This is a genomic window from Phormidesmis priestleyi ULC007 (assembly GCF_003003695.1).
Taxonomy (GTDB): Bacteria; Cyanobacteriota; Cyanobacteriia; order Leptolyngbyales; family Leptolyngbyaceae; genus Phormidesmis_A; species Phormidesmis_A priestleyi_A.
This window is the reverse complement of sequence record NZ_PVWG01000047.1, coordinates 1-26,728: the sequence shown is the minus strand read 5'-3', so window position 1 is coordinate 26,728 and position 26,728 is coordinate 1. Positions and strand designations below refer to the sequence as shown.

Here is a 26,728-nt window from a genome sequence, read left to right as displayed (position 1 = left end):
TATGGCTAAACTTGGTCTACGGGCACGACTTTTTTTGTCTCACACGATCGTCATGGTGGTCGGCTTGAGCACTCTATTGACCGTAGGCAAACTCTACTCTCCGCGCCTGTTTATCACCCATATTGAAAAAATTCAGGTCGGCGGGGTCAACGTTCGATATTTTCGTCGTCAACTGCTCGAAGGATTTGAGTCAGCCTGGAGTCGGGGCGCTTTTTGGTCAGTGATCGTGGGTGGCACTACAGCAGGAGCGCTAAGTTATCTCGTGTCTCAGCGCATCGTGCAACCGTTGATTCAGCTAGAGCGCATCACTCGCAAGTTTGCATCGGGGCATTTAGAAGAGCGCGTGCCTGCCAATGAGATTCCTGAGTTAAATCGGTTGGCTGAGAGTTTTAATCACATGGCAAAAGAGCTAGAGGGCGTTGAGCAGCGTCGTCGCGATTTGGTCAGTGACTTAAGCCACGAGTTGAGAACGCCGCTAACGGTCGTAGAGGGCTATCTCGAAGGGCTGGCAGACGGCACGATCGAGGCTTCTTCTGACATCTATCAACGGCTTGCTAGAGAAACCACTCGCCTGCGCCGCCTTGTCAACGACCTACAAGAGCTTTCTCAAGCAGAGGCGGGCTATCTCCCCATTAATGCAAAACCTCTCAATATCTGCCCTCTATTAGCGTCCCTTGTCCAACGGTTTTCTGATCAACTTCTAGAAGGCACGACCATTCTGAGCCTTGAGTGTCCTGCTGATTTGCCACCCGCGATCGCTGACCCCGAACGAGTCGAACAAATTTTAGTCAATCTGATCGGCAATGCGTTGCGCTATACGCCTCAAGGTAGTGTGACTCTGCAAGCGTGGCAGGAGACGGGTCAGATGTGGATTGCCGTTAAAGATACCGGACAGGGCATTTCTTCAGACGATTTGCCCCATGTGTTTGAGCGATTTTGGCGGTCAGATCGATCGCGCGATCGTCACTCTGGTGGCACGGGCATCGGGTTAGCCATTTCTCGCCGCTTAGTCGAGTTGCAAAAGGGTGTCATTTTGGCTGAAAGCGAACTGGGCAAAGGGAGTGTGTTTCGATTTTCGCTGCCGATCGCCCAGCGATTCACGACTTTGTGATGAGTCGGTCACAAGGGTGTCAAACCGTGACCCTAAAGTGGAGAGGCTCAACTTTGTCAAGTCTGCTATGGTTCCCTTTCCTTTAATGGCGCTAATCATTGTCTGCGTCGTGTTAACCGCGTTAGCAACCCTACGCTTGTTGTTTCCCGCTAACAAGCCTCCCTGTCAAAGACGAGTTAAACATAGGAATTAAGAGATCAGTGTCCTTATGTCAGATAAGCCAGTAGCGTCTTTAGAGGGTTCAGTCATTAAACTGGGTAGTGTAGAACTTAAAGTTGCTTATTCACCGGGTCAGTCTCCGGCGATCGTGCTGGTGCATGGTGGGTTGGGCAATCGTTTTAACTGGCAAAAACAGTGGGAGTTTTTACGATCGCGCGATCGCGCAGTCCTCGCTTACGATTTGGCAGGACATGGTGAATCGGGTCGCTATCGTCGCTATTCGGTGGGCAGGCATCGCCGAGATTTAACTCGCCTCTTGCACCATTTCAAGATTCAGCACCCGATTTTGTGTTGTCATAGCTACGGCGTTCCGATCGGGCTAGAGTGGGCAAATCGTCATGCGGTCACAGCGCTGATTGCAATCGCAGGCGGCACTCACAATCTCACGCCCTGGTGGGAAGTTCCTCTGATGAAATTCTTTGCGGCTGGCGGATACCAGATTTATCACTCGTCTCAAGTTCAGCAATTAGTAGGAGCGGGTGATCAAGAATCAAGCTTACCGTCTGAATCGCATCCCTATCAGGTGATCGAGTCTTTTTGGGGCTATGACGGGCGAAAACACAAAATTCCTTGTCCAGTCATAGTGATTACAGGCGGACGCGATCCCGTATTTTCTTTGTCGATGGGCAATCAGTTAGCGACTCACATGCCCAGTAGCAATCATCTGATCGTACCCAACTCAGGTCACTCAGTCATGGTTGAAGCGCCCAACATTGTCAATCAAGCCCTTTGGCAACTGCTTCATCGAGGTGAACTTGTCGAGAGTTGGGTCGATTTGGTTAGTAATGGGTGGGTGAGCGATCGCTAATTTTTCCCATAAGATACTTAAGAGTGTCTAACCGCTTCGCTCCATTGCTTCGATCGCTTTGGGCACCGCCGCCGTCAAAACTTCATTTCCGGTGTCTGTCACTAACACATCATCCTCAATGCGAATGCCGATGCCGCGCCAGCGATCGGGCACTTCTGGCTGTCCTTCAAAGGGTTTAAAGTCTGGTCGAATATAAATTCCCGGCTCGACCGTGACAACTTGCCCTGACTGAAACGGTTGCCAAGTTTCGCCAATTTGCCGCACCCCAACATCATGCACATCTAGCCCCAGCCAGTGACCCGTGCCGTGCATAAAGAAGGGTTTATATTTTTTTTCTTTGATGATTTCTTCAATGTCTCCTTGCAAAAGTCCGAGTCCCATAAGTCCTTCTACGATCGTTCGCACGGCTGCATCGTGAAAGAGATTCCAGGGATTACCGGTCTGCACTTGCTCGATCGCTTTCAGTTGCGCGGTCAAGACTAATTCATAGAGAATGCGCTGCTCTTCTGTGAATTTGCTGCTAACCGGATAGGTGCGCGTGATGTCTGAGTTGTAGTAGTCATAAGAGCAGCCCGCATCGACTAACAGCAGTTCTCCGTCTTGCATCTGGCGACGATTTTCGGTGTAGTGCAAGATACAAGCGTTGGTTCCTGATGCGACGATCGACGGATACGCCGCACCTAAACCACCCCTAAGCCGAAACAGCCGCTCCATTTCTGCCTGAATTTCATATTCATAGCGCCCCGGTTTTCGCATATCTAGCGCCAGGTTGTGCGCTTCTGCCGCAATCTCAACGGCTTTTCGCATTCGCTCTAGTTCGTTCGCGCTTTTCACCTGTCGGAGCGGATGCAAAATTGGGCCGGGATCTTCAATCGAGATCGGCCCCGTGCCTCTTTTGTCGTAGGTTGACATCAATCGCTGCCAAAGATTGAGAACGGTCATATTAAACGTGCGATCGCGTCCCACATGGTAATAGATGCGATCGGCTTTCTCGACGTATTGAGGCAGCTTTTCATCGAGTTCAGCGATCGGATAAGCTTCATCTGCTCCATAGATCTCTTTTGCAGCCTCTACCCCAATGCGATAGCCTGACCAGGTTTCTTTGTCAGCATCTTTGGGACGCACAAACAGCACAAACTTCTGCGTCTCATGATGAGGCGCAAACACTGCGACGGCATCGGGTTCATCAAACCCCGTCAAATAGAAAAAATTGCTGTCTTGCCGAAAGTTATATTCGACATCGTTGTGCATTACCGAAGTCGGCGCACTGCGAAAAATGGCGGTGCCCGACCCAATCTTGGTCATCAACTGTTCGCGACGCTGGCGATAGTCAGAATGCATAAAAAATAGCAGCGTGAAGGGTAAAAGATGAAGGGTAAAGGGGATTGCTGAATGGCGGGATAATTGGGTAGGGGCAATCCCCCCGTGGTTGCCCTCCGTTAGGGGTAGGCACGGGGGCGCTATACCCTACAGCCATTTCATCCCCTCATTCTGCAACACGGGGCAAAAAGACATTTTACCCCTCACCCTCTTTAGAATTTGTAGCTTAAAACTTGAATTGCCATCCCATTTTTTGGCAAGTCTGATTTTTGAATCGAGATGGAATCGCCACCCTTACGCACCGGGACACCACTCATCAACTTGAGAAAGTCGTCAAGCCCAACGATCTCACACTGATCCTTAGCCGCCTGAGTGCGATATTGAGTCGGGATCACAAGTTTAGGGTTGAGCATCGCGATCGCTTGCTTTGCTTCTTGAGGAGTATAGGCTTTGGGCCCACCCCCGACTGGAATCAACAACACATCTGGGCTTCCCATTAAGATCTTTTGCTCAAGGGTGACTGGGGCTGCCGCACCCCCTAAATGCAGCACGGTCACGCCGCCTTGAGTCCAGCGCCAAGAGACGTTGCTGCCAAACCGCTTGCCGCCAACTCGATCGTGATCAGCGCCAATGCCCTGAATCTTGATCCCACCCACTTCATAGGCCCCAGGTTCGTAGAGCAAGCGAGGATTTCCGGGCACAAGCTCGATCGCGCCTTCATCTAAAAGCTGACTGCTGATCAGCACGAGGCTGGCACCGACCTTCGGCGCACGATATCCGGCTGTGCAACCCAGACTCCGAAAGGGATTGACCAGAATCTTCTGCCCACTGCCCGTAAATAAGAAGCAGGTGTGCCCCAAATATTGCACCGAGAGTGAATTAGTCTGTGCCCGAACAGAATCACTCCCAAAAATTACGCCTGTGCCTACTGCTGTCAGCAAGCTTGCCCCGGCATAACCCACAAACTGTCTTCGTTTCATTAGCGCCCTCACAACAAATTTAGCGTTCTGAACGGATTGGTGAGGTTCTGTAGACATCCCCAAACTCAAACCTTCTATCCCTGATTGCTAATATCCCGCAAAAAGTTCCTGAGCAATTGCTTGCCTGATGCCGTGAGCACACTTTCTGGGTGAAACTGCACCCCCTGAATGTGAGGATATTGTCGATGACGCACACCCATAATGGTTTGGTCATCAACCCAAGCCGTGATTTCTAGGACTTCAGGACAAGATTGCCGTTCAATCACGAGACTATGATACCGAGTTGCGGTCATTGGGTTGTCGAGTCCGTTAAAAACGCCTGTGTCGGTGTGATGCACCTCAGAGGTTTTACCATGCATCAGCAAGGGTGCCGAGACGATCGCGCCTCCAAACACTTGCCCAATGCTTTGATGCCCCAGGCACACCCCCAAAATCGGCATCGTTGGGCCAAGTTGCTGAATCAAATCGAGCGAGATGCCCGCGTCGTCTGGTCTTCCAGGCCCCGGTGAAATGACTACGCCTGCGGGGTGAAGCTGACGCACCTGCTCGATCGTGATCTGATCGTTTCGATAAACTTGAATGTCTGCCGCTACGGGAAACTCAGCCCCTAACTCACCGAGATATTGCACCAGATTATAGGTAAAGCTGTCGTAGTTATCAATGACAAGAATCATTTATATAGAGTGGAAGGATTAAAACTTACTGACTATCCTCCCATATTCTTTCGCGTCCCTGCTGCTTAGTCGTCAATGAAGTGCTAGTTCCACAAAGAGAAAAAGTTTGGGCAACAGCAGAAAACCAGCCACTAATAGCGCCGCGATCGACGACACCAAAACCGCCGCCGCCGCACAGTCTTTGGCAATTTTGGCGAGTTCGTGATAAGACTGCTTGACCGTTAAATCAACGACTGACTCGATCGCGGTGTTTAACAACTCCATCGCTAAAACCGCTCCGATCGTCAACCCAATCACCGCCAGCTCAACGACGCTGAGGTGCAGAAAAACGCCTGAGCCGATCGCGATCGCGCCCACAAAAACGTGAACTTTAAAGTTGCGCTGGGTTTGAAAAGCGTAGCTAATTCCCATCCAGGCATATTTAAAGCTCGTCCACAGAGTTGGAGCCACTTGCCACGCCAAATCGCGAGTGGGTTTGAGAGGCACCACTTTTGTGGAGGGGCGCTTTGGAGGTTGGCTAGGCAGTTCTGACATAGTGACTCACGAAGGGACAAAATAGGCAATCAGCAGCATTAACTCGATAGATTTGGCAAGAAGTGGCTCTCTCGTCTTATATTTTGCTTTAAACCACTTTAAAAGACAGTATTGCAAGATTCGTCTGAGGCGTAAAGATTAGTCAACTGGCAATGTTAGCCCGATCGCTTCTAGCAAAACCTGCTGCTGATTCAACATTCGGGTCAAGCTTTGATCATCGGGATGATCCCACCCTAAAAGATGCAGTAGCCCGTGTGCTGATAACCAGGCAAGTTCGGTTTGCAGAGAATGCTCCTGCTGATGTGCCTGTCGGACAGCCGTGTCGATCGAGATCACAATATCTCCCAGATATAGCGCCTCAAGATCATCGATCGGCTGAGGACTCTCGACTTCAAGCGCCGCAAACGCTAGTACGTCAGTTGGCTGGTTTTTCTGGCGATATTGGTGATTGAGGGTTTGAATCTCACGATCGTCAGTGAGACGCAAACTTAACTCATAAGCTTCTTGCAAATGCAGAGGCAAGCCATCCTCGACATCCGTTGGGTTGAGAAGCTCTAACCAAAGACGAAACCAAATCTCCCAAGTTTCCGCAGAGACGAGTATTTCATTTTGGTTAGCTGAAAAGCACTCCTGGACACTAACTTCGACTTGCATGAACCCTAAACCCTAACGAGTGATGTAAGCCAGCCCGACCAAAACGCTGAGAAGCCCGATCGTCGTCAGAGCAAAGTGGTAGATTGAAGTGCCGCGTTTACGCACCATGTTTCGCATGGCAAGCTTGACATAGCTGGGTTTCTTTGTATCTTTAGAGTCAGAAATTGCAGACTCAGCCGGAATTTCGGAGATCGGAGACGGATTACTCATAGATTCTGACGTGTCACAGCTTATAAAAGGAGAGTTACTCACTAATGTAGCAATTTGCGGACGCACTCCTTTTCGGTTCTTTATTTTTTTGCACGGTTCTCTCATGTCTCGTCTTTCTAGCACCCTTGAAGCGATTCTCTATCTAAAGGCACAGCCGTTATCGATCGCCGAGATGGCTGAGTTTGCGGCGTGCGATCGCGACTCTGCCCAAGAAGGGCTTTTAGAACTGATGGCGGACTATGCCCACCGAGACAGTGCCTTAGAAATCGTAGAAACGCCTAACGGATATGGCTTACAGCTACGAGAAGCATTTCAACATCTGGTACAGATTTTAGTGCCAGCAGATTTAGGAGTCGGCGAGTTGCGAACCCTGGCAGCGATCGCCATTAAGGGCCCGATCGCTCAAACCGACCTGGTAGAACTGCGGGGATCAGGTGCCTATCAGCATGTTCAAGAACTTGTATTGCAAGGCTTTGTCCGCAAGCGACGGCAGTCAGACGGGCGATCGTATTGGATTCAGGTGACAGACAAATTTCATCAATATTTTCAACTCAATCAGTTGCCTCAGAGCCTAGAAAAGCTGAGAAGCAAGGCAGCCGAATAAACCAAAACCTCGGAGGTTTAAGCTACTCTGTCGGTCACGATGCTTGATTCCTGGTTAAAACCTCCGAGGTTTGCGTAACTTTCCTTTGACTTTCTCTAAAAAGAGGTAGGGACACTCCCTAAAAGAAGTGCCAAAATAGTGCAATCGGCGTTTCTAGAACCTCATGGCATTTAACCCTGACAACGCTAACTTTGTCCAAACTGACGAGGCGGCTGACGTTAACGCACTTCTGAACTACCTCCAGCACCAATCACCCGACGTTTTAGAGCGCGTAGCTCGATCGGCCAGCCCTAGAGTCAAGCAAATTATCTCTCACAACGTTCAAGGCTTGATGGGTGTGTTGCCCCCGGAAGGCTTTGAAGTCAAGATCACCACCGATCGCGAGAACCTGGCAGGACTATTGGCTTCTGCAATGTTGACTGGCTATTTTCTGCGGCAGATGGAGCAACGCATGGAGCTAGAAGACCTGTCAGGAATTCGAGAAGAAATTGAGTAACGAGTCTCCGTACATTCGGTGACTACTGATCGGCACGATTGGTCGGAAATGCACCGGGGCGAACGCGGAACGTTTTGGTTTGACCGCCTCGAATCACTTCAACGCCGAGCAGGGTGCCGATCAAGCTAGATTCTACTTGTGCTTGCACATCAGAAGCGGTTTTGACCTGAGCGCCGTTGATTTTTTGAATGATGTCTCCTGGCTGCAAGCCACCTTGGGCAGCAGGAGAATTGTCCAACACCCGTGCGACGTAGACCCCTTGATCTTGACTGATTTTCACCTCAGTTTCTTTATCTTTATTGATCTCGTCACGAATCGTCGGAGTCAAATCGACCATTTGAATGCCTAAGAAAGGATGCTCGACCCGACCTTTGTTAAATAGTTGCTCGACTACCCGTCTTGCTGTCTCGATCGGAATTGCAAAGCCCAATCCCTGAGCGTCGGCTCGAATGGCTGTATTAATGCCGATCACTTCACCGCGATCATTCAGCAGCGGCCCGCCAGAATTACCCGGATTAATGGCCGCATCGGTTTGAATAAAGCTGACGCGCTTGTCAGGCACACCCACTTGAGAACTAGAGCGATCGACGGCACTAATAATGCCTGCTGTGACGGTGTTATCGAGTCCAAACGGGTTGCCAATGGCGATCGCCCACTGCCCCGGAATCAACGTCGAAGACTTGCCTAACTGCACACTCGGAAGATTGTTGGCATTGATTTTGACTGCCGCCACATCAGTCACCGGATCGACTCCCACGACTTTTCCTTCAAAGGTGCGCCCATCTTTGAGCTTAACCTCAACCGTGTCTGACCCAGAAACCACATGGGCGTTGGTAACTAGACGACCATCAGCGCTGACAATAAACCCTGACCCGGTGCCCCGCTCTACCCGATCTTCGGGAGCAGGAAGCTGGTCGCCAAAAAAGCGCTTAAACAGTGGGTTGCGAAGGGCATCTGGAACCTGACTTGTGACTCGCCGAGCCGAATCGATTCTGACGACAGCCGGGCCGACTTTCTCGACGGCGGCGGCAATAAAATTTGAGTTGTTGGCGGCACTATCCGAGATTGCAATCTTGGTTTGGGTTGCAAAAGGAGGCAACTCTGGTGGCAAGCTTCCACTAAGTCGATTGTTATAGTGACTGCTAACTAGGGCAGCGCCTCCCCCGATCGCTAACAGTGAAGTGCCGATCGCCAATTGCTTAAAAGAGAGAACCATAAAACTCGATCGCTCTATACCGCCATAGTCTAACCATAATCTAGAATTTGATTAAGAAAGCAATTATGCCTCTTCGACTGAGTGCTGTTGGAGTCCTTACGTGAGTTCCGTTTTGAGATACACTCCTTAACGCGGGCAGTAAACGGTTGCTCCTAAACTTGTGCCGCAGATTAAGTGATCAGTTGGAAATTAAAGTGTAGTTATGGCAAAGCATCGGTCAATTTTGTCTATCGTTTTAGCGTTTGTAGCGGTCTTGTTAATTAGCTGTGGCAGTCCAACAGTGGCGAAGGTTCCAACCTATACGTCTGAGCAGATTGCGACCATTCAAAGCTATGCCAATGAGGTGTCATCCATGCGCGATCGCATGCCCGAACTTCAGGCATTAATTGAAAAAAAAGACTGGACGTTTGCGCGCAATTTCATTCACGGGCCATTGGGTGAGCTGCGGGTGAAAATGAGCGCCGTGACGCGAGATCTCTTGCCCAATGCTCAAAAACCAGCCAGACAAGCCGCGAAGGAGGTGTTTGATGATCTGGTTGCCATCGATCGAGCGGCTGAACAGGCTGATTCTGATCTCGCAGTTCTCAAATATAACGAAGCAATCAAAGCGTTTGATGCTTTCTTCCAGCTAGTTCCTCAAGCGTGAAAGTGATGGGTCATGCGGACAAACTTTTTAGGATTGACGAGTGACCCATGACCCAGATTGCGATCGTCGGATGTGGCATTGTCGGAGCGACGATCGCTCACGAACTCAGCCAAGTTCCAGAACTGACGGTGACGGTTTTTGACCAGCAGCCCACCTCCGTCGAATCGAATGGGAGCATCTGCCCAACCTCTACAGGGGCAGCCCTCGGTGTATTGATGGGGGCAATCAGCAAAAAGGAGAAAGGCAATAATCTCCGAATGCGATTAGAAAGCCTTCGTTATTATGAAAAACTGATTCCTGAATTGGAAGCATTCACAGGTCTTAAAATTCCTTTTAATCGCAACGGCATCTTGATGCTGCAATTTGAGGAAGACCTTTCAGTTTGGGAAAAGCTGATTGAGATTCGGCGATCGCAAGGCTTAACTCTAGAGATTTTAGGACGCGATCGCCTCAAGTCTGACTATCCATTCCTGAATTTAGATCAGGTCACGGCGGCAATTTATTCACCTGACGATCGTCAAGTCAACCCCGTCGCATTAACGCAAGCTTTGATTGTTGCGGCAAAACAGCGAGGGGTAACGTTTCACTTTGATATCAGCGTGACCGGAGCGAACGATCGTGAAGTTCACACCACAAATGGAACGATGGCGATCGATTGGCTTGTCATTTCAGCCGGGTTAGGATCAACGCCGCTCACAAAATCCTTAAAGCAACCGATCGATATTCGACCTGTTTTGGGTCAGGCGATCCATCTCCAACTCAGCCAGCCGCTAGGAGTTTCAGAATTACAACCTGTGATCACGGGCAACGATGTTCATATTGTGCCGCTCGAAGACAGCGATTATTGGGTTGGTGCAACGGTTGAATTTCCCTCCGAGCCTGGAGAAGTGCAGCCTAATGCCGCGAGTTTTCAAGCGGTAATGCAGCAAGCGATCGCGTTTTGTCCCCGTTTAGCCAATGCTGAAACCATTCGGACTTGGTATGGCTTGCGTCCCCGTCCTCAAGGTCGCCCTGCCCCGATTATTGAACTGCTCCCAGGTTATCAAAACATTTTGTTAGCAACCGGACACTATCGCAACGGGGTGCTGCTAGCCCCAGCGACGGCAGAGCGAGTCAGAAGGGCAATCTCACCGTAAAATCACGTGAATTCGACGACTTCGTTACCAGTCTATCGCGCCCCCTAAATCCCCCAAAATTGGGGGACTTCAAGCCAAAATTTCCGGTTCAAAGTCCCCCAGGATGGGGGATTTAGGGGCAGAAGCCGCTCTTGACGAAGCAAACAAACTCGTCGAACTGACGTTAAAATCGTCTAGCGGGTTTTGCGCCGCCGACTCGTCGCGGGTTTCTTGTCTGAAAGGCTGGACTGGACGATCGGAATCGTAAAGTGAACCTGAGTGCCCTGATCTTTACCACCCGATTCTGCCCAGATCCGACCGCCCCACCCTGCAATAATTTGGCGACAGATTGCCAGCCCCAGCCCAGTGCCCCCAGTGGTGCGGCGTAAGGCTCCTTCTTCTTGGTAGAAGCGATCGAAGACCGTTTCAAGCCGATTCGATTCGATGCCTCGCCCAGTGTCTGCGACGATCACTTCTAACATTTTTCCGCCAGTGCGCTGTGCCTCAATGGTGATTTGTCCCGTTGAATCAGTGAATTTGCAGGCGTTATCGAGCAGTTTTGAAATCACTTCAACCAGCCATTCGCCATCGACTTGCACGAGAGGTAGCTCAGAAGGAAGTTGAGTGGTAACTTTGGGCAAAGGCGTATCGTATTTGTGCGCCTGAAGGCTGCTGAGAGCCAGATCAACGCATTCTTCAAGGGGCAACGGTTCGAGCCGCCATTCAATCCGACCGCTTTCAAGACGAGACAGGGTGAGAAAGTCTTGAATCAACTTTCGCATCCGATCGGAATCGGTCAGGGCTGAGTTAAGCATCACTTGCCGCAAGTCGGGCGACATATCGGGTTCGCTGGCAAGGCTTTCGAGGCAGACTTGAATCGTTGAGAGCGGCGTTCTTAGCTCGTGTCCAGTAATAGCAATTAGATTACTGCGGGTGCGATCGAGGGCTGCAAGCTGCTGGTTGAGGTCTTCTAAATTTGCATAAGCTTCGGCTTGAATCAGGGCAACCCCGATTTGAGTCGCGATCGCTTCGACCATTTCTAACTCACTGCGCTCTAGTTTGTGAGGCGTGGAGCAGTAGTGTAGCTCAACAATGCCCAATAGCTGGTTTTGATTGAGAACGGGCACCATCAGCCACGATCGGATCTGTCCATTTTGAGTCAATGTACTTTGAGTTTCACGCAACCGCTCATCGACATGCGTATCTTCAACATAGACAGGCTCTTGCTTTTGGACGACTTCTTGAAATAAAGGGTTTGCCCGGAGCGACCAAGATTGACCTACAAGGGAATGTGTATCAAAACTGGGAGGTTGACGCTTGGCTGGGCTAGAGGCAGCATAGCCACAGCTTCCTAAAAACTCATACTCTAGGGTTGCGGTTTCATCGGTTGATTTGCAGCGATAAATTAAACATCGCCCCGCTCCTAAAACTTTGCCCAACTCTTGCACCGCCACTTGCAGAATCTCGTTGGGGTTGAGCGATCGCCGCACTGCCGCCGTGATCGAGTTAATCAAGCGCTCTTTGCGTTCTTTCTCGGCGATCGACCGATAGGCCTTTGCCAGCTTATATTGCCCCGCTTGCAGGTAGGTAACGAGCCGTTCGGCAAACGGCCCCGGATCGACTTGATTAAAGCCACAAGTCGCGTCTGTTTTAATCTGTGCCAGCATCAGCTCAGTTTTAGCTGCCAAATCTGGACGGTAGATCTGAATGCGTTTTAGCAGCAGATTTGCCGCCTCATAGACAGTTTGGCGATCGAACGTCCAGATGCCTTCAAAGCGGCGAGACTGATCGATATGCAAGTCTTGAATGTTAGCAGGCGGATCGGGCTGTTGTCGCTCACGGCAAATTAGACAGGATGCATAGTGCGCTCCTAGTACGACTAGATGCCATTCTTGACTGAGGGCATCGGCTGGCTGAAAGGCGATCGTTTCATAGTCTTGACGATCGACAAAATCAGTTTCAGGAGCCGCTAAGACATAAACCTGATCAGTACGTTCGGCGATTCGCAAATATCGATGGGCTTCTTGCCGATAAAACCGTTCTCGCTGAAAGCTGGCAATCACCAATGGGCGATCGACCCCTGCCAAAACCTGGTCTTCCATCGCGTGTGAGAGGGCGGTGAGTGAAGACTTAAAATAGATTTGGGGGCGAACTTGAGGAAAGGCTTTGAGAAGTTCTTCGAGGACGGATTCGGAGATGATCATCGATAGTGCTCTACCAGCCAGACTGGATAACATTCGGCAAGTCAGGACAGAACCTAGCCGACGAATCGAATAGGTAGGAAGTTCTCAACATGAACCACAGCAGACCTGTTATGAACCACACTCTTGCCTAAAATTGTAAAGGCTTAACGTCATTCTGCTGCTATCTCCGGGTCTTTCTTAACGCCCAAAGATCGATCAAAGTTCAGCACCTTACAAAGAAATTTTCACGACTGTTCTAATAAAACGATCGCATGAGCCGCGATCGCTTCTTCGCGACCCACTGCGTCGAGTTTCTCGTTGGTTGTGGCTTTGACCCCGACCCGATCGGGCGGCAAATTGAGAACGATGGCAAGGCGCGATCGCATCGCTTCAATGTGGGGCTTGAGCTTAGGTCGTTCAGCCACGACAACCGAGTCGATATTGCCAATCTGCCAGCCTTTCTCCTGAATCAACCGATGCACTTGCGCCAGCAACACCAGACTATCGGCACCTGCCCACTGCGGATCGGTCGGGGGAAAATAGTGCCCGATGTCTCCCAGGCTCAAGGCTCCTAGCATCGCATCCATAATCGCATGGGTGAGTACATCGGCATCACTGTGCCCTAATAAACCAGTTTCGTGGTCGATTTTGATGCCGCCTAAGATTAAATCTCGTCCACTAACAAGGCGGTGAACGTCATATCCGTTGCCGATTCTAAGAGTCATTTGATGGCGATTAGCATTCAGTTTTAGCAGAAATTAGATGGAATAGTAGAGCGGAAAAGATTTTGCATCTTTGGGTTTGACATAAACTCGTTGCTCAGGTTCTAGCTTTAATTCATCAAACCGATCGCGAGTCAGATGAGCCGTCACCACTTGACCATCGTCGAGCGTCAATTCAGCTTGAATTTCCCAACCCAAGTGAATTAACCGACTGATTCTAGCGGGAACAGTGCTGCCGTTTGAAGAAGTCTCAATTAAAACGTCTTGAGGACGCAGAAACATTTCAGGATGAGCCGAATCAAACCCGTTATTTTGAAAAATCCTTGACGAACTGGGCAACACGTTCACCGGCCCAATAAAGCTCATCACAAAAGCACTCGCTGGGTGATCATAAATTTCAGCCGGGGTGCCGACTTGCTCAACTTTGCCTTTGTTCATCACCACGATTTCGTCTGAGACTTCCATCGCTTCTTCTTGGTCGTGGGTGACAAAGACGGTTGTGACGTGCACTTCGTCGTGCAAACGCCGTAACCAGACTCTGAGGTCTTTTCTCACTTTGGCATCAAGCGCCCCAAAAGGTTCATCAAGCAATAGCACTTTGGGTTCTACGGCCAGTGCGCGCGCCAAAGCAACTCGTTGCCGTTGTCCGCCGGATAGTTGCGAGGGGTAGCGATCGCCCATCCCAGACAACTGCACCAGATCTAACAACTCCTCGACGCGCTGTCTGACCCTGGTAGTCTTCGCTTTGCGGATCTCTAGCCCAAATGCAATGTTTTGCCGCACGGTCAGGTGCTTAAACAGCGCATAGTGCTGGAAGACAAAGCCAATGTTACGGTCTTGCACACTGCGATCGGTGGCATCTTCGCCCGTAATCAAAATCCTGCCCACATCGGGAGTCTCTAACCCTGAAATCAGTCTCAGCAGAGTGGATTTGCCCGACCCAGAAGGACCCAGTAAGGCGACGAGAGAGCCGCTCTTCACTTCTAAATTGACTTGATCGACCGCTTGGAAGCTGCCAAATCGCTTTGATACGTCTTGTATTAGAATGCCCACCGCAATCCCCGGCTTTTCGATGAGATTACTGTAGATTTATAGCACAAACTCAGGTGCAAGTCTTCAAAAATTTTATTGAAATCGAAGTTCTTGGAAGCGTCTGTAACCGATCTTACTCGACCGATGGGTCAGCGACTGCTTCTTGAAACGAGGCTGACAAACTGTGATGAGCCGTGGGAGCGATCGCGCTATTGCCATAGTGGTTGCCTGCTGGAACGCCTTTAACCTGACGCATCAGACTGGCCATCTCAAGTGCATCCATCCCATAGCCCCAGCCATGATTGCTCTTGATTCCAGCCCGCTCTAGGGCTTGCTGCATATTGTCTGCGGTGATCACCCCAAAAATCACGGGAACACCCGTTTGAAACCCAGTTGCGGCGATGCCTTTTGAGACTTCTGCCGAAACATATTCAAAGTGTGGCGTTTGACCTCGAATAACGGCACCTAAACAGATGATCGCATCATAGCGATCGGTGATTGCAAGTTGACGGGCAACGAGAGGCAACTCAAAACATCCCGGAACCCAGGCATAATCTACCTGAGTGCCTTGAGGGTTGACATCAACGCCGTGACGCTTCAGGCAATCTTGACAACCTTCCACCAGTTTGTTTGTAATCAGGTCATTAAAGCGCGCAATCACGAGTGCAAAACGAAGTGACTCCGTTTGCGAGAACGATCCTTCAAAAATAGTCATTGTTTCAATCTAAGCGTCAACATTTCACAGCTACGATCGAAGGTAGACTGCCCCTACTTTTACCCTTGGGTGCAAACCTAAGAATATTTACTCAATCTACCGGGATCGTCAGTCTTTGAATAGAGTTGACACAGTATTTTATTTAGGTTCTACATTTCGTGACGAAATCTGGCGCTTACTCAAGCAGTTTTAGCGGACGGAACTCTAATTTAAAAGGGGTCGAAAGCACTAAGTTTTCTTCCCCTAGTTTACAAGATTCTTAAGCAACCAAGAAGTTTAATGCCCCAACCGTTAGCACCAACAGAGTCCAGATTCCAGCACCCAAATAAAGTAGGCGCTTTGACTGATCCCAGTTTTGAGGAGATGCATAAGCAACGGGCACCCCAACCACCATCACAAATGAGAATATTACTAGAGCAGCCAAGGCGGCTTGAAACAAAATTGTCATTATCTTCTCCCTACTACAGCAAACAAATTAAATCTAGATTTGGCGGCATACAGGCTGCAACTTTGACTAGCCATAAGTAGTAACCTATCAGAAAAATGGATCTGATTCTATGTCATATCACGGCAGATTTCGATACGTTGGGTGCGGCGATCGGGCTATCTCGCCTCTTGCCGGGATCACGAATTGTGCTGGCAGGAGGAGCGCATCCTACCGTACGAGATTTTCTGGCTCTGCATCGAGATGAATATGCCTTGATTGAGCGGCGATCGGTGAATCCGCAAAGCATCCGATCGCTGTCGGTGGTCGATAGTCAACGGCGCGATCGTTTGGGCAAAGTTGCAGAATGGTTAGATTTGCCAGATATCCCGATTACGCTTTATGACCATCACTCGGATACAGAGAGCGATATTTTTGCCCAAGACCGCCACGTTGAAGCGGTTGGGGCTACGACCACTTTAATCGTTGAGCGACTTCAGATCGCGCAAATTTTGCTGACGGCGATCGAGGCGACGGCAATGGCACTCGGAATTCACGTCGATACAGGTTCTCTAACCTTTGATCATGCCACTCCCAGAGATGCGTCGGCGTTAGCGTGGCTGATGGGGCAAGGAGCTAATTTAAGGGCGATCGCAGAGTATATCGATCCCGGACTCTCACCCACGCTGCAAGACTTACTAGGAGTGGCACTCGAAAATTTGCAATCCAAAACCGTTCAGGGTTACACCGTTTCTTGGGTGATTCTCAAAACCGATGACTATGTGCCTGGGCTTTCGAGTCTCGCCTCTCGATTAGTGGAGTTGACCGAAAGTGATGCGCTGCTGTTGCTGCATCGCTATTGCCGGGGAGTCGATTGCCGAGTGAATGAAGCCAACGTTTTGAGTGTGATTGGGCGATCGCGCATCGAAGGCACCAACCTCAACGAATTGTTTAAACCCTGGGGCGGAGGCGGACACCCCAAAGCTGCCGCGCTGACTTTGCGGGATGGTGATTTTCAGGAAATCTTGACGCAGCTGCTCACCCAGTTTGAGGCTCAGATTCCGCCATCTCTAACGGCACGAGAGTTGATGTCATCGCCAGTTCGCACGATTCGTCCTGACACGACGATCGACGAAGCTCAACGAATTCTATTGCGCTATGGTCATTCTGGGCTGTCAGTCGTAGATGCCAATGATCAACTAGTCGGAATTATTTCTCGTCGCGACTTGGATATAGCTTTTTATCACGGGTTTGGTCATGCCCCGGTTAAAGGCTATATGACCACGAACTTAAAGACGATCGCGCCTGATGCCCGACTGCCAGAAATCGAGTCATTAATGGTGACTTACGATATTGGTCGCCTACCCGTTTTAGATCAAGGGCAACTCGTCGGCATTGTGACTCGCACAGACGTGCTGCGGCAACTTCATCAAGCTGACACTAACCAAAGACCTGACAACCACTCAAAATCCACCCTTCAAAGTCCAAAATCCAAAATCAGCCTCGATCGGCTTTCTGCTCATTTACAAGAATTTTTGTCGATCGCCGCAAACCAGGCAGAACAGCACGGCTGGCATCTCTATCTGGTGGGCGGAGCCGTGCGCGATTTGCTGCTGACCGATTCTGATCAACCCGTGATGTTGACCGACATTGATTTAGTCGTCGATGGGTTTCACCGTTCTGCTGATGTCGGCGCGGGGGTGGAGTTAGCGCGATCGCTGCAACGTCTCTATCCCGATGTGCGTTTAGATATTCACGGACGGTTTCAAACTGCGGCGCTGTTATGGCACAAAGATCCAACCTTCGACTCTTTGTGGGTTGATATTGCCACCGCCCGAACTGAGTTTTATCCATACCCGGCGGCAAACCCAGAAGTTGAGGCGAGTTCAATTCGTCAAGATCTTTATCGTCGGGACTTCACCATCAATGCAATGGCGCTGCGGCTGACTAATCCGCGCTTCGCAGATACCCGCAAGGGGCCGGGCGAATTGCTAGACTTCTTTGGCGGATCGCTAGACTTGCAGGCAAAGCAAATTCGCGTCTTACACCCCAACAGTTTTATTGAAGATCCGACTCGAATTTATCGAGCCGTCCGGTTTGCCACCCGATTAGGATTTGAGATTGAGCCACAGACCGAACGCTATATTCGTCACGCGATCGCGAGTGGCATTTACGAACAAATCCAAGATCGTCAAGTCGCGGGTCGAGTCATTGCCCCTGCCCTGCAAACTCGTCTCAAATCAGAACTCAAATACATACTGCAATCGTCTTATTGGAAAGCAGCTTTAAACCAATTAGCACACCTGGGAGCTTTGCGCTGTATTCATCCCAAATTAGAGCTAGACGATGAATTGAGGTGGCAACTGCGGTCAGCCGATCGTTGGCTGCATCGGCTTGATCGTTCGCAACTTCTACCATCTTGGCAATTGCTTTTAGAAGTTTTGATCGCGCATCTCGCACCTGACGATCGTGCCTCCGTTGCTCAAAACCTGCAACTTTCTGCCGATGGCATCGATCGATTAGTTCAGCTAGAACCCGTTCGATCTAAGCTGGAATCCTTGTCGATCAGTCTGTCGCCAAGCCAAATTGTGCAATATTTAAAGCCCTATGAACTGCCGCTTTTGATTTTGGTTGCGGTCAAGAGTTCTCGTGCTATTCGTAAGCAAATCTGGCGTTATTTGACGATTTGGTCAACCGTAAAGCCACCTTTAGACGGCAACGATTTGAAAGCTTTGGGCTACAAACCGGGTCGGCAATTTAAGCAGATTTTAGACGATTTGCTGTCAGCAACTTTGGATGGGAGAGTGCACGATCGAGCCGAAGCTGAGGCGTATTTGGCACAGCACCATGCCCCAAACTCGTGATTCCTGATTCTCAAAAATTTCTTAGAAAGGGGTAGCATAGTTGGGATTGTGCGAGGGGCAAGCATGAAGCTAAAACCAGGATCAACGCTACAAGGCGGAAAGTATCTCTTAAATCAAGTTTTGGGAGAAGAGGGCTTTGGGGCGACTTACCTCGCGACCCAAACGCTCTTAAATCAAGCCGTTGTGATCAAGACGCTTGATGCTAGTTTGCAGGTGACTCGTAGCTTTCCTCATTTGCACCAGCGTTTTGTCGAAGAAACGCGCCTCCTTGCTAGAAGTCAGCATCCCAGCATTGTCCGCGTTCTCGACTTTTTTCAAGAAGAAAACCTGCCCTTTTTAGTGATGGAGCATGTGCCAGGGCAAACGCTGGCAGAGGTGGTGAAATCCAAAGGGGCATTGCCTGAAGCCGAAGCGATTCACTACATTCGACAAATTGGCTCGGCGATCGACACCGCCCATCACAATGGGTTAATTCACCGCAATCTTAATCCTCAGTCAATTATTCGCCGACCCGGAACTCATCTAGCCGTGCTGGTGGGCTTCGGAATCGCCCACGAGGTTGCGAGTGCGGTCAGCCCTCCTCAAACCAACATTTTTGACTCTAATGATTTTGCGCCACCTGATGCGCTTTGGGGTGCTGATAATCGATTTGCGATCGACCTCTACGGGCTGTCTGCCATTCTCTATTATTTGCTGTCTGCTCGCGCTCCAGGACGCTCTCCTCAGCTAGACCCAGAAGCGTGGAATCCGGCACTCAAGCAAGCGATCTTGCAAGGCATGACCTCTGATCTGACTCGTCGCCCCTCCACGATCGCCGCTTGGCTCCGTTTACTGCCCAGCGAAGCCGTTCCGCTCAAGTCTGTCACGGCAATAGCGGCTCCTCTTCCGGGTCAACCTGCTCAAAAAGATGCCCCAATCATGGAGCCAGTTTTAGAGGTTGCAAAGCCGCTTTCTCCGGCGATTAGCGCAGAGCGCAACTCCGCCGGAACCGCCACCGCTTTACCCGTTCTCCCTAAACGAGAACCCACTAAACCCGTGGTTTCTCAAGAAAGTGAGCGCTTAACGGCACCTTTAGCGATCGCGCCAGCAGTTCAGGAAGCTTTACCTGCTGTGCCCAAAACAATTTCAGCATCTACAACCCGTAAGCTGGCTTTCACATCAATGACTATCCCGCTCGAAATCAGCCGACATCTTCCTAAGTTTATTGGGCTGACCAGTGCTGCCGCCGTCTCGATCGGAATTGGCTTCGGGTTAGCTCTGCGTTTTAGTGCCGCTCAAGCTCCAGGTGCCAGTTTCTTTCACCCAGACCAAGCCTTTCCTTCAAAAGATTGGAAGGGGACGCTAAGCCCTCAAGGAGACGTGTCTGATGTCCCGATCGAGAAACCAGGTGTAACTCCGGGCGATTATCGCAACAATTTGGCATCTCCTCAAAGTGCTTCATCCGCTTCAAGGTTTTCAGACGACGCGCCGCCTCGCAAGGTGACCGCTCCAGAGGAATTGATCGCGCCACCCATTCGATCGACAGCGCCTCGTCAATCAACCATCACAAAACCGGCTCCTGCTGTCCCGACAGCGCAACCCGAACCGATCCCGACTGTTCCCGCTCCAAGTGCACCGCCGATCGCTCCCGCCCCGGCTCCTGCGGACGTAGCTGATCCTGTGCCTCCCGCCAAGCCTTCTACTGGCACCACTCGCGGGTCAGTCGTGGTGCCAACTATCCCAGAAGACCCCAAACTTTAAAGTCCCTATCCTTCATCCCTTTCCTAAGCAAGCTATAATTTTGGCAGCGCGCTTGGTAGATTTTTGATGAATAATTCCCTGATTCATGCTTTTTTTGTCGGTCGAGCGATCGCCGAGATTGCTTACGAACAGCTAGAAAATGGGGTCACAAATGCCCTGAGTGAGTTGGGCAAGTTTGATGCCGAGCAGAGAGAAAACTTACGGACTTTTGTCGATCAGGTGGCTGAAAGAGCAGCCCGTGAAGAAGAGATTGCGATGCAAGCAAGAACGGCTTCGACTGGTGTGCGTGTAGGCTCTCAAACTGAAGATCTGCAAGCCACGATCGATGAACTTCGCGCTGAAATTGCCCAACTCCGATCAGCCCTGCAAGTCTATCGCAGCCGTTCTGTTTAAAAAACTCAGCGATCGTGGCTAAACACCGCCGCCCTTAGATCAGCCCTCTTTAGTTGGAAAGTCGAGTGTCTGTTTCTCCAAATGACTCCAGTAAGCCTCAGCGATCGCCCAGCCAAATCCTGACAGAAACGGCGAAGCCACCAGCAGTGGATGCTGACCTGCACGATCTCCAGTCCCTAACCGGGGAAACTGTACGCCATCCACTCGGCACCTCGTCTGAAATCAAGCAGACACATAGCGATGACCAGGCAGAATTATATGCAGTTGAACCCTCACTACATCCCTTAGATAATTCCGTAGTATCGACCTCTACAATGGCTGATAGAGCACACAAATCGATGGGAAAACCTCACTCAGCCAAAGCCTATCGCTGGAGTCGGGAAAATTATTCGCGCCGAGGTCGCTTCATTGACATTTGGGCATTTGTGCTTAAATTGTTGGGGGCGAGATGGCTCTATAAAAAGTCTTGGAGCTATCAGGGCGGCATCTCAGACGAAAAAAAGGCAGCGAGACGCAGCACTCTAGCTGTTTGGATTCGCGAGACGCTGCTAGACCTTGGGCCCACATTCATCAAGATCGGGCAGCTTTTTTCAACGCGAGCTGACTTATTTGCTCCAGAGTTTGTTGAAGAGTTGTCAAAGCTGCAAGACCGAGTTCCGGCATTTAGCTATGAGCAGGTCGAATCAATTATTGAGCAAGATTTAGGGAAATCGATCGAAGAACTCTTTCGCAGCTTTGACCCAATTCCGCTGGCTGCCGCCAGTCTAGGGCAAGTTCATCGGGCCCAACTGCATTCTGGCGAAGAGGTTGTTGTTAAAATTCAGCGTCCCGGACTTCGCAAGCTGTTTGAGATTGATCTACAAATTCTTAAAGGCATCACTCGCTATTTTCAAAATCATCCAGAGTGGGGCAAGGGGCGCGACTGGTTGGGCATCTACGACGAGTGCTGCAAAATTCTCTGGGAAGAAATCGATTACCTCAACGAAGGACGCAACGCAGATACGTTCCGTCGCAATTTTAGAGGCATGGATTGGGTAAAAGTGCCTAGAGTTTATTGGCGCTACACGTCTCCTCGTGTTTTGACCTTAGAGTATGCGCCGGGGATCAAGATTAGTCACTATGAAGCCTTAGAAGCTGCTGGACTCGATCGCAAAGAACTCGCCCAAATGGGTGCTAGAGCCTATTTACATCAACTGCTCGACAATGGTTTTTTTCACGCCGATCCCCACCCAGGCAATCTTGCAGTCAGCCCCGATGGTTCTCTGATTTTCTATGACTTTGGCATGATGGGGCAGGTGCAGGCAATCACACGTGAAAAGTTGTTAGACACATTCTTTGGGATCTCTCAAAAAGATGCCGATCGCGTCGTTGAGTCACTGATTGCACTCGGAGCCTTAGCCCCTACCGATGATATGGGTCCGGTGCGGAGATCGGTGCAGTTCATGTTAGACAACTTCATGGACAAACCCTTTGAAGATCAGTCTGTGAGCGCCATCAGCGACGATTTATATGAAATTGCCTACGATCAGCCGTTTCGATTTCCTGCTACATTTACCTTTGTGATGCGCGCCTTCTCAACCTTAGAAGGTGTAGGCAAAGGTTTAGACCCAGAGTTTAACTTTATGGAGGTTGCAAAACCTTTTGCAATGCAGCTTATGACAAATGGAAATTCTTCCTCGGAAGCAGGCAGTCTGTTGAATGAGTTAAGCCGTCAGGCTGTGCAGGTCGGCAATACTGCCTTTGGGTTGCCCCGCCGCATCGAAGACACGCTAGACAAGCTAGAGCGAGGCGATATTCGCGTTCGAGTGCGCTCAACCGAAACCGATCGGGTCTTACGGCGCATCAGTGGCGTAAATATGGGCACAAATTACACCCTGCTGACCTCTGCGTTTACGGTTTCAGCGACTATTTTGTTTGTCAATGGCTATCCCTGGTTAGCCCTCGCCATGGCGGTGGCGGCTCTTGCTGTCGCGATCGTGTTAATTCGACTGCTGGTTAAGCTCGATCGCTATGAGAGAATGCCCTAAACTAAAATGTCTCTAACTACCTTTGCCCAGCCATGAAACGCCTCTTTATAGGGATGACTGATACGGGGTTAATCCGTGCTGTCAACCAGGATGCCTATTACCTCGATCCGGATGGGCGTTTTTTTATTGTGGCAGATGGCATGGGCGGACATGCAGGTGGGCAAGAAGCGAGTCGTCTAGCAACACAAGCGATTCAGTTTTGTCTAGACACCCGTTGGCAATCAACGCTCCCCTCACAAGATTTGCTAGAAAAATCGCTGCTAGAGGCAAATCAGGCGATCTTAGACGATCAAAAGCAGCATCCAGAGCGATCGGACATGGGTACGACCGTGGTCGTTGTGATCTTTCGCGATGAACAACCTTTCTGCACTCACATTGGTGACTCGCGGCTCTATCGTCTGCGTGGCTCAGAACTTGAACAGATGACTGAAGATCACACTTGGGTGGCACGGGCAATGCGCTTGGGAGAGATCACGCCCGATCAGGCGCGAACCCATCCCCTCAGACATGTGCTGGCTCAATGTTTGGGGCGAGAAGATCTCCAGCAAATTGAGGTGAAGTCGCTATCTGTGCAGTCGGGCGATCGCCTTCTACTTTGCAGTGATGGCTTGACCGAAGAACTGTCTGATCAGCGAATTACCGATCAGCTTAAACCGATTCAAGCTTGCGAAAAAGCCGCCTCTGCGTTGATTAACGCTGCAAAAGAGCAGGGTGGGCGAGATAATATCACCGTCGTAATTGTGGCGATCGACGGTCTAAGCGGCAGCGACTATTAACCACACTTTTGACGAAACTGTTTATCTACGACATCTTGAGAAAATCTAATCATGCCCCTATCAGTTGGAGGACTTACCTAATCAATGAGTCCTCGATTTGTAGTAATTGTTACTAGAAATTCTCTCAACCTGTCACAGCCTATACATTCTGAGGTTCCTTTCTAAAGAGGTACGAGCACTTCATTCAAAGTAAGCCAACTGGGGTATGGTCACTTTGTCAAATAGTTGTTATCTTTTGTAATAACAGGTGGATAGATTGATTGACTCATAGTCTATCTTTGAACAATCAAATAAGTCCACCCAGAATCTATCCACGACCTCCCAAGTCGATGATTCTTTGACTGACCTACTCTCTCTTTTACATTGGAGCGTATTATGAGCCAACCTGTAGAACTGTCTTTGGAGCAAAAATTCAGCATTCGATCGTTTGAGACACAAGTCGAGAGAATGAGCCACGAGCAAGCTCAAGACTTTTTGATCAAGCTCTATGAGCAGATGATCATGCGTGAAACGATGTATCGTCACTTTCTCAAACATCAGTGGGGTTTAGAACCCGACCCCCAAATGCCGTAGCCTCTGCTTGAGCCATTGGGCGACCTCGATCTCTTGCTTTGTTCTAAGCCAGAAAGAAGCCAGTGTGCTGGGGCGTTCAGCCAAACTCATTTTGAAAAATTGCAAGCTTGCTACTTCACTTCTTTCTTCAGTAGTTGTGCTTTCGCTTCAAAGCGAACTATCTGACCCTTAATTCATTAAGCTCACCTCAGTGAACTTGATAGCGCATTCCTGGCAATTGTGAAACGAGTCCCAACATTTCTAGCTGTAGTAATGCGCCTGACACCGAACCTGCTGGCATTCCTGTCTGCTGGACGATCGTGTCAAAAGCCGCCGTATCGATTTCATCACTTTGAACGATCGTGTTGACGGACTGCAATACCTGACTTAATTCGGCACTGAGGTCGATTAGAGGTAACTGGGTCGCTTCCATCACTGGGTAGTCTAGCTGAGGCATCGTCCCCAACATTTCGAGCAACTCTGCTTCTCCCAAAATCATTTGTGCGCCTTTGCTAATTAAGGCGAGGCAGCCCTTTGATTTAGAATTGTCTAAACTGCCAGGTAGGGCATAGACATCGCGCCCATAGTCGTTGGCAAGATACGCCGTGATTAGAGCGCCCGATTTTTTAGGAGCCTCAATCACTAAGACAGCTCGACACAGCCCTGCCACAATACGATTTCTGCGGGGGAAGTGAGTGCGATCGGGTTGAGTTCCGGCTGGATATTCACTGAGAGCTAATCCGTTTTCTAGCACTTCCTGATAAAGACGGCGATTTGTCCAGGGATAAACCACATCGACACCTGTTCCCAGCACGGCGACGGTTTTACCTCCAGACTCAATGCAATTGCGGTGGGCTTCGGCATCGATGCCATCTGCCAAACCAGAAACGACCACAAATCCATTTTGTGCCAGAGCAGAGCTAATCTTGCGCGTCCAGCGTCTGCCATAATCTGAGGGTTCGCGAGTTCCTACAATGGCGATCGCAGGCAGAGTTCCCAGATCTTTAACTAGCTTAGAATCGCCGCAATAATACAACACAGGCGGTGGGTCAGGAATCTCTCGCAGCAATCGAGGATAGTCAGCTTCGGCCGGAGTCCAAAAATATTCGTTCTTCTGTTCATGGTGTTGCAGCAGAAGATCGGGCTGACACTTTACTCGCTGGGGCAAAATTTCTTCTACGGTTTGGCTCCCAATTCCTTCGACTTCAACTAACTCTTTTGGGCTGGCTTCCCAAGCTAATGCCAAGCTTCCAAAATGCCGATATAGTCGCTTAATCAGCACCGGGCCAATGCCCGAAATTTGCGACCATGCCAGCCAAAACGCACGTTCCTCCAATTTCCCGTCCTCACGTTAAGGTGATTCTCGGTTAAGTGTTCCCTCAATCTGACAGTGATGAAACTCACCAGTCAGCCTTGAGCCGTTAAAGCCCACTTTTCTCGACGACCAAAGAGCCAAATTTTAATTTTTTGGAGTCGATAGTCTTGAAGCATTGTTTCTGAGGTGTTGCGAGTGCAGATATTCAAACACGCTCTTATCGCCAATATCAGGCGGAACGGGTTGAATGACTTTACGAATTGCAAACACCACAAATAGAAACGCCCAAGCTCCTAGCAAAATCTGCTCCCACTGGATCGACAAGAAACCTGTTAGATGCCCTAAAAGTAAGACAGGAATTAGAGGAGTGAGTAGCTTCGTTTCTAAACGATCGAAGCAAAAAGCCTCTTTAAAAAAGATTCCGGTCAACGCAGCAAAGCCAAAACCGACTCCAAAAATTGTCAGCGGGTGACTATAGATATAGAGAGCAAGCGGTTCTGAACTTTTAACTGCAAACATCAGAGAGGTGATGCCTCCGATCGCCCAAAACGCTTGAAGTGCTTGATGCAGCGGCTTTAGATAGATATGAATCGTAAATAAACTCACACCCAACCCAACCCAAAAAACAAAGTAAAGCAGGGTCAGCACGTTGAGAATGAAGGGGTCACTTCCTTGCCAGAGTACAAGCCCAGTTGCGATCGCAAAGCTCAGTGCTGCCACCAGCAGCCCACCTCGGTAGATAATAACCCCGCGACGATCGCTGGAGTCGATCGTAAACTCTCCAAACTGTCCCTGATAAACTTCCAGTTCAGTCATTTGCAGTTGAGCCATAGGTCAGTGGTGATTCACGTCTACCCCCATCCTACTGTGCTTCCGCCTGTCGCGCCTCATTGTGTTACCAGAAAGCCGCATCCCTTTGTAGGTGCGAAGGACGCGAACCAAGAGTTTTACACATCTACAAATATTGTGAGAATCCTTTACAAAGCTTAAAGTCTCGTTTATTGTATGAGGTGTGGCAAGTCCACAATTCATACCTCAATTAGCACTCATACTCACCATGACGACCACAATTCAGAGACGCGAAAGCGCCAACCTGTGGGAGCAGTTTTGCTCTTGGGTCACCTCCACCGAAAACCGCCTGTATGTGGGCTGGTTCGGCGTGTTGATGATTCCCACCCTGCTCTCCGCGACCCTCTGCTTCATCATCGCCTTCATTGCTGCCCCTCCGGTAGACATTGATGGCATCCGCGAACCCGTGGCTGGCTCCTTGATGTACGGCAACAACATCATCTCGGGCGCGGTTGTCCCCTCCTCCAACGCCATCGGCTTACACTTCTACCCAATTTGGGAAGCCGCCTCATTAGACGAGTGGCTCTACAACGGCGGTCCTTACCAACT

General features: G+C 50.0%; 26 protein-coding genes and 1 pseudogene. 13 read left to right on the top strand and 14 right to left on the bottom strand.

Annotation, left to right across the window (positions count from 1 at the left end):
* Position 1 precedes the first annotated feature (1 nt).
* Both C7B65_RS22695 and C7B65_RS22690 read left to right on the top strand, forming a co-directional pair.
* On the top strand, positions 2–1,111 hold the full coding sequence (locus tag C7B65_RS22695) for a sensor histidine kinase (protein WP_073072588.1): 1,110 nt from the start codon (positions 2–4) through the stop codon (positions 1,109–1,111).
* A 208-nt stretch (positions 1,112–1,319) separates the two neighbouring features.
* The gene (locus C7B65_RS22690; RefSeq protein WP_073072586.1) at positions 1,320–2,138 is read left to right on the top strand and encodes an alpha/beta fold hydrolase; all 819 of its coding nucleotides are present in this window, start codon (positions 1,320–1,322) and stop codon (positions 2,136–2,138) included.
* Positions 2,139–2,165: 27 nt separating this feature from the next.
* Here the strand turns inward: C7B65_RS22690 and C7B65_RS22685 are convergent, their stop codons facing one another.
* The 6 genes from C7B65_RS22685 to C7B65_RS22660 all read right to left on the bottom strand — a co-directional run bounded on the left by C7B65_RS22685 (position 2,166) and on the right by C7B65_RS22660 (position 6,510).
* Positions 2,166–3,479 (bottom strand): aminopeptidase P N-terminal domain-containing protein, encoded by a 1,314-nt coding sequence (locus tag C7B65_RS22685; protein WP_073072584.1) that lies wholly within the window; start codon positions 3,477–3,479, stop codon positions 2,166–2,168.
* 191 nt (positions 3,480–3,670) lie between these two features.
* Positions 3,671–4,495: an MBL fold metallo-hydrolase gene (locus tag C7B65_RS22680; protein WP_244913270.1), complete on the bottom strand. Its 825-nt coding sequence runs from the start codon at positions 4,493–4,495 to the stop codon at positions 3,671–3,673.
* A 17-nt stretch (positions 4,496–4,512) separates the two neighbouring features.
* Positions 4,513–5,112: an anthranilate synthase component II gene (locus tag C7B65_RS22675; RefSeq protein ID WP_073072580.1), complete on the bottom strand. Its 600-nt coding sequence runs from the start codon at positions 5,110–5,112 to the stop codon at positions 4,513–4,515.
* Positions 5,113–5,184: 72 nt separating this feature from the next.
* Complete coding sequence (locus C7B65_RS22670) at positions 5,185–5,646, bottom strand: diacylglycerol kinase family protein (protein WP_073072578.1); 462 nt, start codon at positions 5,644–5,646, stop codon at positions 5,185–5,187.
* Positions 5,647–5,784: 138 nt separating this feature from the next.
* Complete coding sequence (ybeY, locus tag C7B65_RS22665) at positions 5,785–6,300, bottom strand: rRNA maturation RNase YbeY (protein WP_073072577.1); 516 nt, start codon at positions 6,298–6,300, stop codon at positions 5,785–5,787.
* A gap of 12 nt (positions 6,301–6,312) precedes the next feature.
* Positions 6,313–6,510: a DUF3285 domain-containing protein gene (locus C7B65_RS22660; RefSeq protein WP_073072575.1), complete on the bottom strand. Its 198-nt coding sequence runs from the start codon at positions 6,508–6,510 to the stop codon at positions 6,313–6,315.
* A gap of 103 nt (positions 6,511–6,613) precedes the next feature.
* Between C7B65_RS22660 and scpB the strand changes: the two genes are divergently transcribed.
* Positions 6,614–7,114, top strand: coding sequence for an SMC-Scp complex subunit ScpB (scpB, locus tag C7B65_RS22655; protein ID WP_073072574.1), 501 nt, complete (start codon positions 6,614–6,616; stop codon positions 7,112–7,114).
* Between the two features lie 163 nt (positions 7,115–7,277).
* On the top strand, positions 7,278–7,610 hold the full coding sequence (locus C7B65_RS22650) for a DUF760 domain-containing protein (RefSeq protein WP_073072572.1): 333 nt from the start codon (positions 7,278–7,280) through the stop codon (positions 7,608–7,610).
* A gap of 22 nt (positions 7,611–7,632) precedes the next feature.
* Here the strand turns inward: C7B65_RS22650 and C7B65_RS22645 are convergent, their stop codons facing one another.
* Entirely contained in the window at positions 7,633–8,826 is a 1,194-nt protein-coding gene (locus C7B65_RS22645; protein ID WP_073072570.1) for an HhoA/HhoB/HtrA family serine endopeptidase, read from the bottom strand.
* A 223-nt stretch (positions 8,827–9,049) separates the two neighbouring features.
* Here C7B65_RS22645 and psbQ point away from each other — a divergent pair, with 223 nt between their 5' ends.
* Positions 9,050–9,472 (top strand): photosystem II protein PsbQ, encoded by a 423-nt coding sequence (psbQ, locus tag C7B65_RS22640; RefSeq protein WP_219898708.1) that lies wholly within the window; start codon positions 9,050–9,052, stop codon positions 9,470–9,472.
* 47 nt (positions 9,473–9,519) lie between these two features.
* Complete coding sequence (locus tag C7B65_RS22635) at positions 9,520–10,608, top strand: NAD(P)/FAD-dependent oxidoreductase (protein WP_073072567.1); 1,089 nt, start codon at positions 9,520–9,522, stop codon at positions 10,606–10,608.
* 173 nt (positions 10,609–10,781) lie between these two features.
* On the opposite strand, the gene C7B65_RS22630 is transcribed toward C7B65_RS22635, so the two are convergent.
* From C7B65_RS22630 to psbZ, 5 genes are all read right to left on the bottom strand, one after another.
* The gene (locus tag C7B65_RS22630; RefSeq protein WP_073072565.1) at positions 10,782–12,791 is read right to left on the bottom strand and encodes a DICT sensory domain-containing protein; all 2,010 of its coding nucleotides are present in this window, start codon (positions 12,789–12,791) and stop codon (positions 10,782–10,784) included.
* A gap of 224 nt (positions 12,792–13,015) precedes the next feature.
* Positions 13,016–13,495, bottom strand: coding sequence for a 2-C-methyl-D-erythritol 2,4-cyclodiphosphate synthase (gene ispF / locus C7B65_RS22625; RefSeq protein WP_073072563.1), 480 nt, complete (start codon positions 13,493–13,495; stop codon positions 13,016–13,018).
* 33 nt (positions 13,496–13,528) lie between these two features.
* A complete protein-coding gene (locus tag C7B65_RS22620; protein ID WP_073072561.1) occupies positions 13,529–14,545 on the bottom strand; it encodes a sulfate/molybdate ABC transporter ATP-binding protein in 1,017 nt (338 codons plus the stop codon).
* Positions 14,546–14,657: 112 nt separating this feature from the next.
* A complete protein-coding gene (gene ribH / locus C7B65_RS22615) occupies positions 14,658–15,239 on the bottom strand; it encodes a 6,7-dimethyl-8-ribityllumazine synthase (RefSeq protein WP_073072560.1) in 582 nt (193 codons plus the stop codon).
* A 259-nt stretch (positions 15,240–15,498) separates the two neighbouring features.
* Complete coding sequence (psbZ, locus tag C7B65_RS22610) at positions 15,499–15,687, bottom strand: photosystem II reaction center protein PsbZ (protein ID WP_073072558.1); 189 nt, start codon at positions 15,685–15,687, stop codon at positions 15,499–15,501.
* Between the two features lie 95 nt (positions 15,688–15,782).
* Here psbZ and C7B65_RS22605 point away from each other — a divergent pair, with 95 nt between their 5' ends.
* The 6 genes from C7B65_RS22605 to C7B65_RS22580 all read left to right on the top strand — a co-directional run bounded on the left by C7B65_RS22605 (position 15,783) and on the right by C7B65_RS22580 (position 24,036).
* On the top strand, positions 15,783–18,527 hold the full coding sequence (locus tag C7B65_RS22605; protein ID WP_073072556.1) for a CBS domain-containing protein: 2,745 nt from the start codon (positions 15,783–15,785) through the stop codon (positions 18,525–18,527).
* Between the two features lie 63 nt (positions 18,528–18,590).
* Positions 18,591–20,267: a serine/threonine protein kinase gene (locus C7B65_RS22600; protein ID WP_073072555.1), complete on the top strand. Its 1,677-nt coding sequence runs from the start codon at positions 18,591–18,593 to the stop codon at positions 20,265–20,267.
* 66 nt (positions 20,268–20,333) lie between these two features.
* Positions 20,334–20,660: a DUF6825 family protein gene (locus C7B65_RS22595; protein WP_073072553.1), complete on the top strand. Its 327-nt coding sequence runs from the start codon at positions 20,334–20,336 to the stop codon at positions 20,658–20,660.
* Positions 20,661–20,725: 65 nt separating this feature from the next.
* Positions 20,726–22,687 carry an ABC1 kinase family protein gene (locus C7B65_RS22590; RefSeq protein ID WP_342353018.1) on the top strand — a complete coding sequence of 654 codons (1,962 nt, stop codon included), beginning with the start codon at positions 20,726–20,728 and terminating at the stop codon, positions 22,685–22,687.
* A gap of 32 nt (positions 22,688–22,719) precedes the next feature.
* Positions 22,720–23,463, top strand: a complete 744-nt coding sequence (locus tag C7B65_RS22585) for a Stp1/IreP family PP2C-type Ser/Thr phosphatase (protein ID WP_073072549.1) — start codon at positions 22,720–22,722, stop codon at positions 23,461–23,463.
* 375 nt (positions 23,464–23,838) lie between these two features.
* A complete protein-coding gene (locus C7B65_RS22580; protein WP_073072547.1) occupies positions 23,839–24,036 on the top strand; it encodes an NblA/ycf18 family protein in 198 nt (65 codons plus the stop codon).
* Between the two features lie 187 nt (positions 24,037–24,223).
* On the opposite strand, the gene dprA is transcribed toward C7B65_RS22580, so the two are convergent.
* Together dprA and C7B65_RS22570 are read right to left on the bottom strand one after the other, a co-directional pair.
* Positions 24,224–25,351, bottom strand: a complete 1,128-nt coding sequence (gene dprA, locus C7B65_RS22575) for a DNA-processing protein DprA (RefSeq protein ID WP_073072545.1) — start codon at positions 25,349–25,351, stop codon at positions 24,224–24,226.
* A 123-nt stretch (positions 25,352–25,474) separates the two neighbouring features.
* Entirely contained in the window at positions 25,475–26,161 is a 687-nt protein-coding gene (locus tag C7B65_RS22570) for a DUF2301 domain-containing membrane protein (protein WP_073072544.1), read from the bottom strand.
* Positions 26,162–26,387: 226 nt separating this feature from the next.
* On the opposite strand from C7B65_RS22570, the pseudogene C7B65_RS22565 reads away from it, so the two are divergent.
* Positions 26,388–26,728: pseudogene (locus tag C7B65_RS22565) on the top strand (photosystem II q(b) protein); the annotation flags it as partial.

Coding starts and splice junctions, on each gene's coding strand:
- C7B65_RS22570 (WP_073072544.1), bottom strand. CDS start 26,161: ATGGCTCAACTGCAAATGACTGAACTGGAAGTTTATCAGGGACAGTTT.
- C7B65_RS22695 (WP_073072588.1), top strand. CDS start 2: ATGGCTAAACTTGGTCTACGGGCACGACTTTTTTTGTCTCACACGATC.
- C7B65_RS22675 (WP_073072580.1), bottom strand. CDS start 5,112: ATGATTCTTGTCATTGATAACTACGACAGCTTTACCTATAATCTGGTG.
- C7B65_RS22595 (WP_073072553.1), top strand. CDS start 20,334: ATGAATAATTCCCTGATTCATGCTTTTTTTGTCGGTCGAGCGATCGCC.
- C7B65_RS22605 (WP_073072556.1), top strand. CDS start 15,783: ATGGATCTGATTCTATGTCATATCACGGCAGATTTCGATACGTTGGGT.
- C7B65_RS22650 (WP_073072572.1), top strand. CDS start 7,278: ATGGCATTTAACCCTGACAACGCTAACTTTGTCCAAACTGACGAGGCG.
- C7B65_RS22600 (WP_073072555.1), top strand. CDS start 18,591: ATGAAGCTAAAACCAGGATCAACGCTACAAGGCGGAAAGTATCTCTTA.
- ispF (WP_073072563.1), bottom strand. CDS start 13,495: ATGACTCTTAGAATCGGCAACGGATATGACGTTCACCGCCTTGTTAGT.
- C7B65_RS22660 (WP_073072575.1), bottom strand. CDS start 6,510: ATGAGTAATCCGTCTCCGATCTCCGAAATTCCGGCTGAGTCTGCAATT.
- C7B65_RS22680 (WP_244913270.1), bottom strand. CDS start 4,495: ATGTCTACAGAACCTCACCAATCCGTTCAGAACGCTAAATTTGTTGTG.
- ribH (WP_073072560.1), bottom strand. CDS start 15,239: ATGACTATTTTTGAAGGATCGTTCTCGCAAACGGAGTCACTTCGTTTT.
- C7B65_RS22630 (WP_073072565.1), bottom strand. CDS start 12,791: ATGATCATCTCCGAATCCGTCCTCGAAGAACTTCTCAAAGCCTTTCCT.
- ybeY (WP_073072577.1), bottom strand. CDS start 6,300: ATGCAAGTCGAAGTTAGTGTCCAGGAGTGCTTTTCAGCTAACCAAAAT.
- C7B65_RS22690 (WP_073072586.1), top strand. CDS start 1,320: ATGTCAGATAAGCCAGTAGCGTCTTTAGAGGGTTCAGTCATTAAACTG.
- C7B65_RS22585 (WP_073072549.1), top strand. CDS start 22,720: ATGAAACGCCTCTTTATAGGGATGACTGATACGGGGTTAATCCGTGCT.
- scpB (WP_073072574.1), top strand. CDS start 6,614: ATGTCTCGTCTTTCTAGCACCCTTGAAGCGATTCTCTATCTAAAGGCA.
- C7B65_RS22580 (WP_073072547.1), top strand. CDS start 23,839: ATGAGCCAACCTGTAGAACTGTCTTTGGAGCAAAAATTCAGCATTCGA.
- psbZ (WP_073072558.1), bottom strand. CDS start 15,687: ATGACAATTTTGTTTCAAGCCGCCTTGGCTGCTCTAGTAATATTCTCA.
- C7B65_RS22670 (WP_073072578.1), bottom strand. CDS start 5,646: ATGTCAGAACTGCCTAGCCAACCTCCAAAGCGCCCCTCCACAAAAGTG.
- C7B65_RS22635 (WP_073072567.1), top strand. CDS start 9,520: ATGACCCAGATTGCGATCGTCGGATGTGGCATTGTCGGAGCGACGATC.
- C7B65_RS22645 (WP_073072570.1), bottom strand. CDS start 8,826: ATGGTTCTCTCTTTTAAGCAATTGGCGATCGGCACTTCACTGTTAGCG.
- C7B65_RS22685 (WP_073072584.1), bottom strand. CDS start 3,479: ATGCATTCTGACTATCGCCAGCGTCGCGAACAGTTGATGACCAAGATT.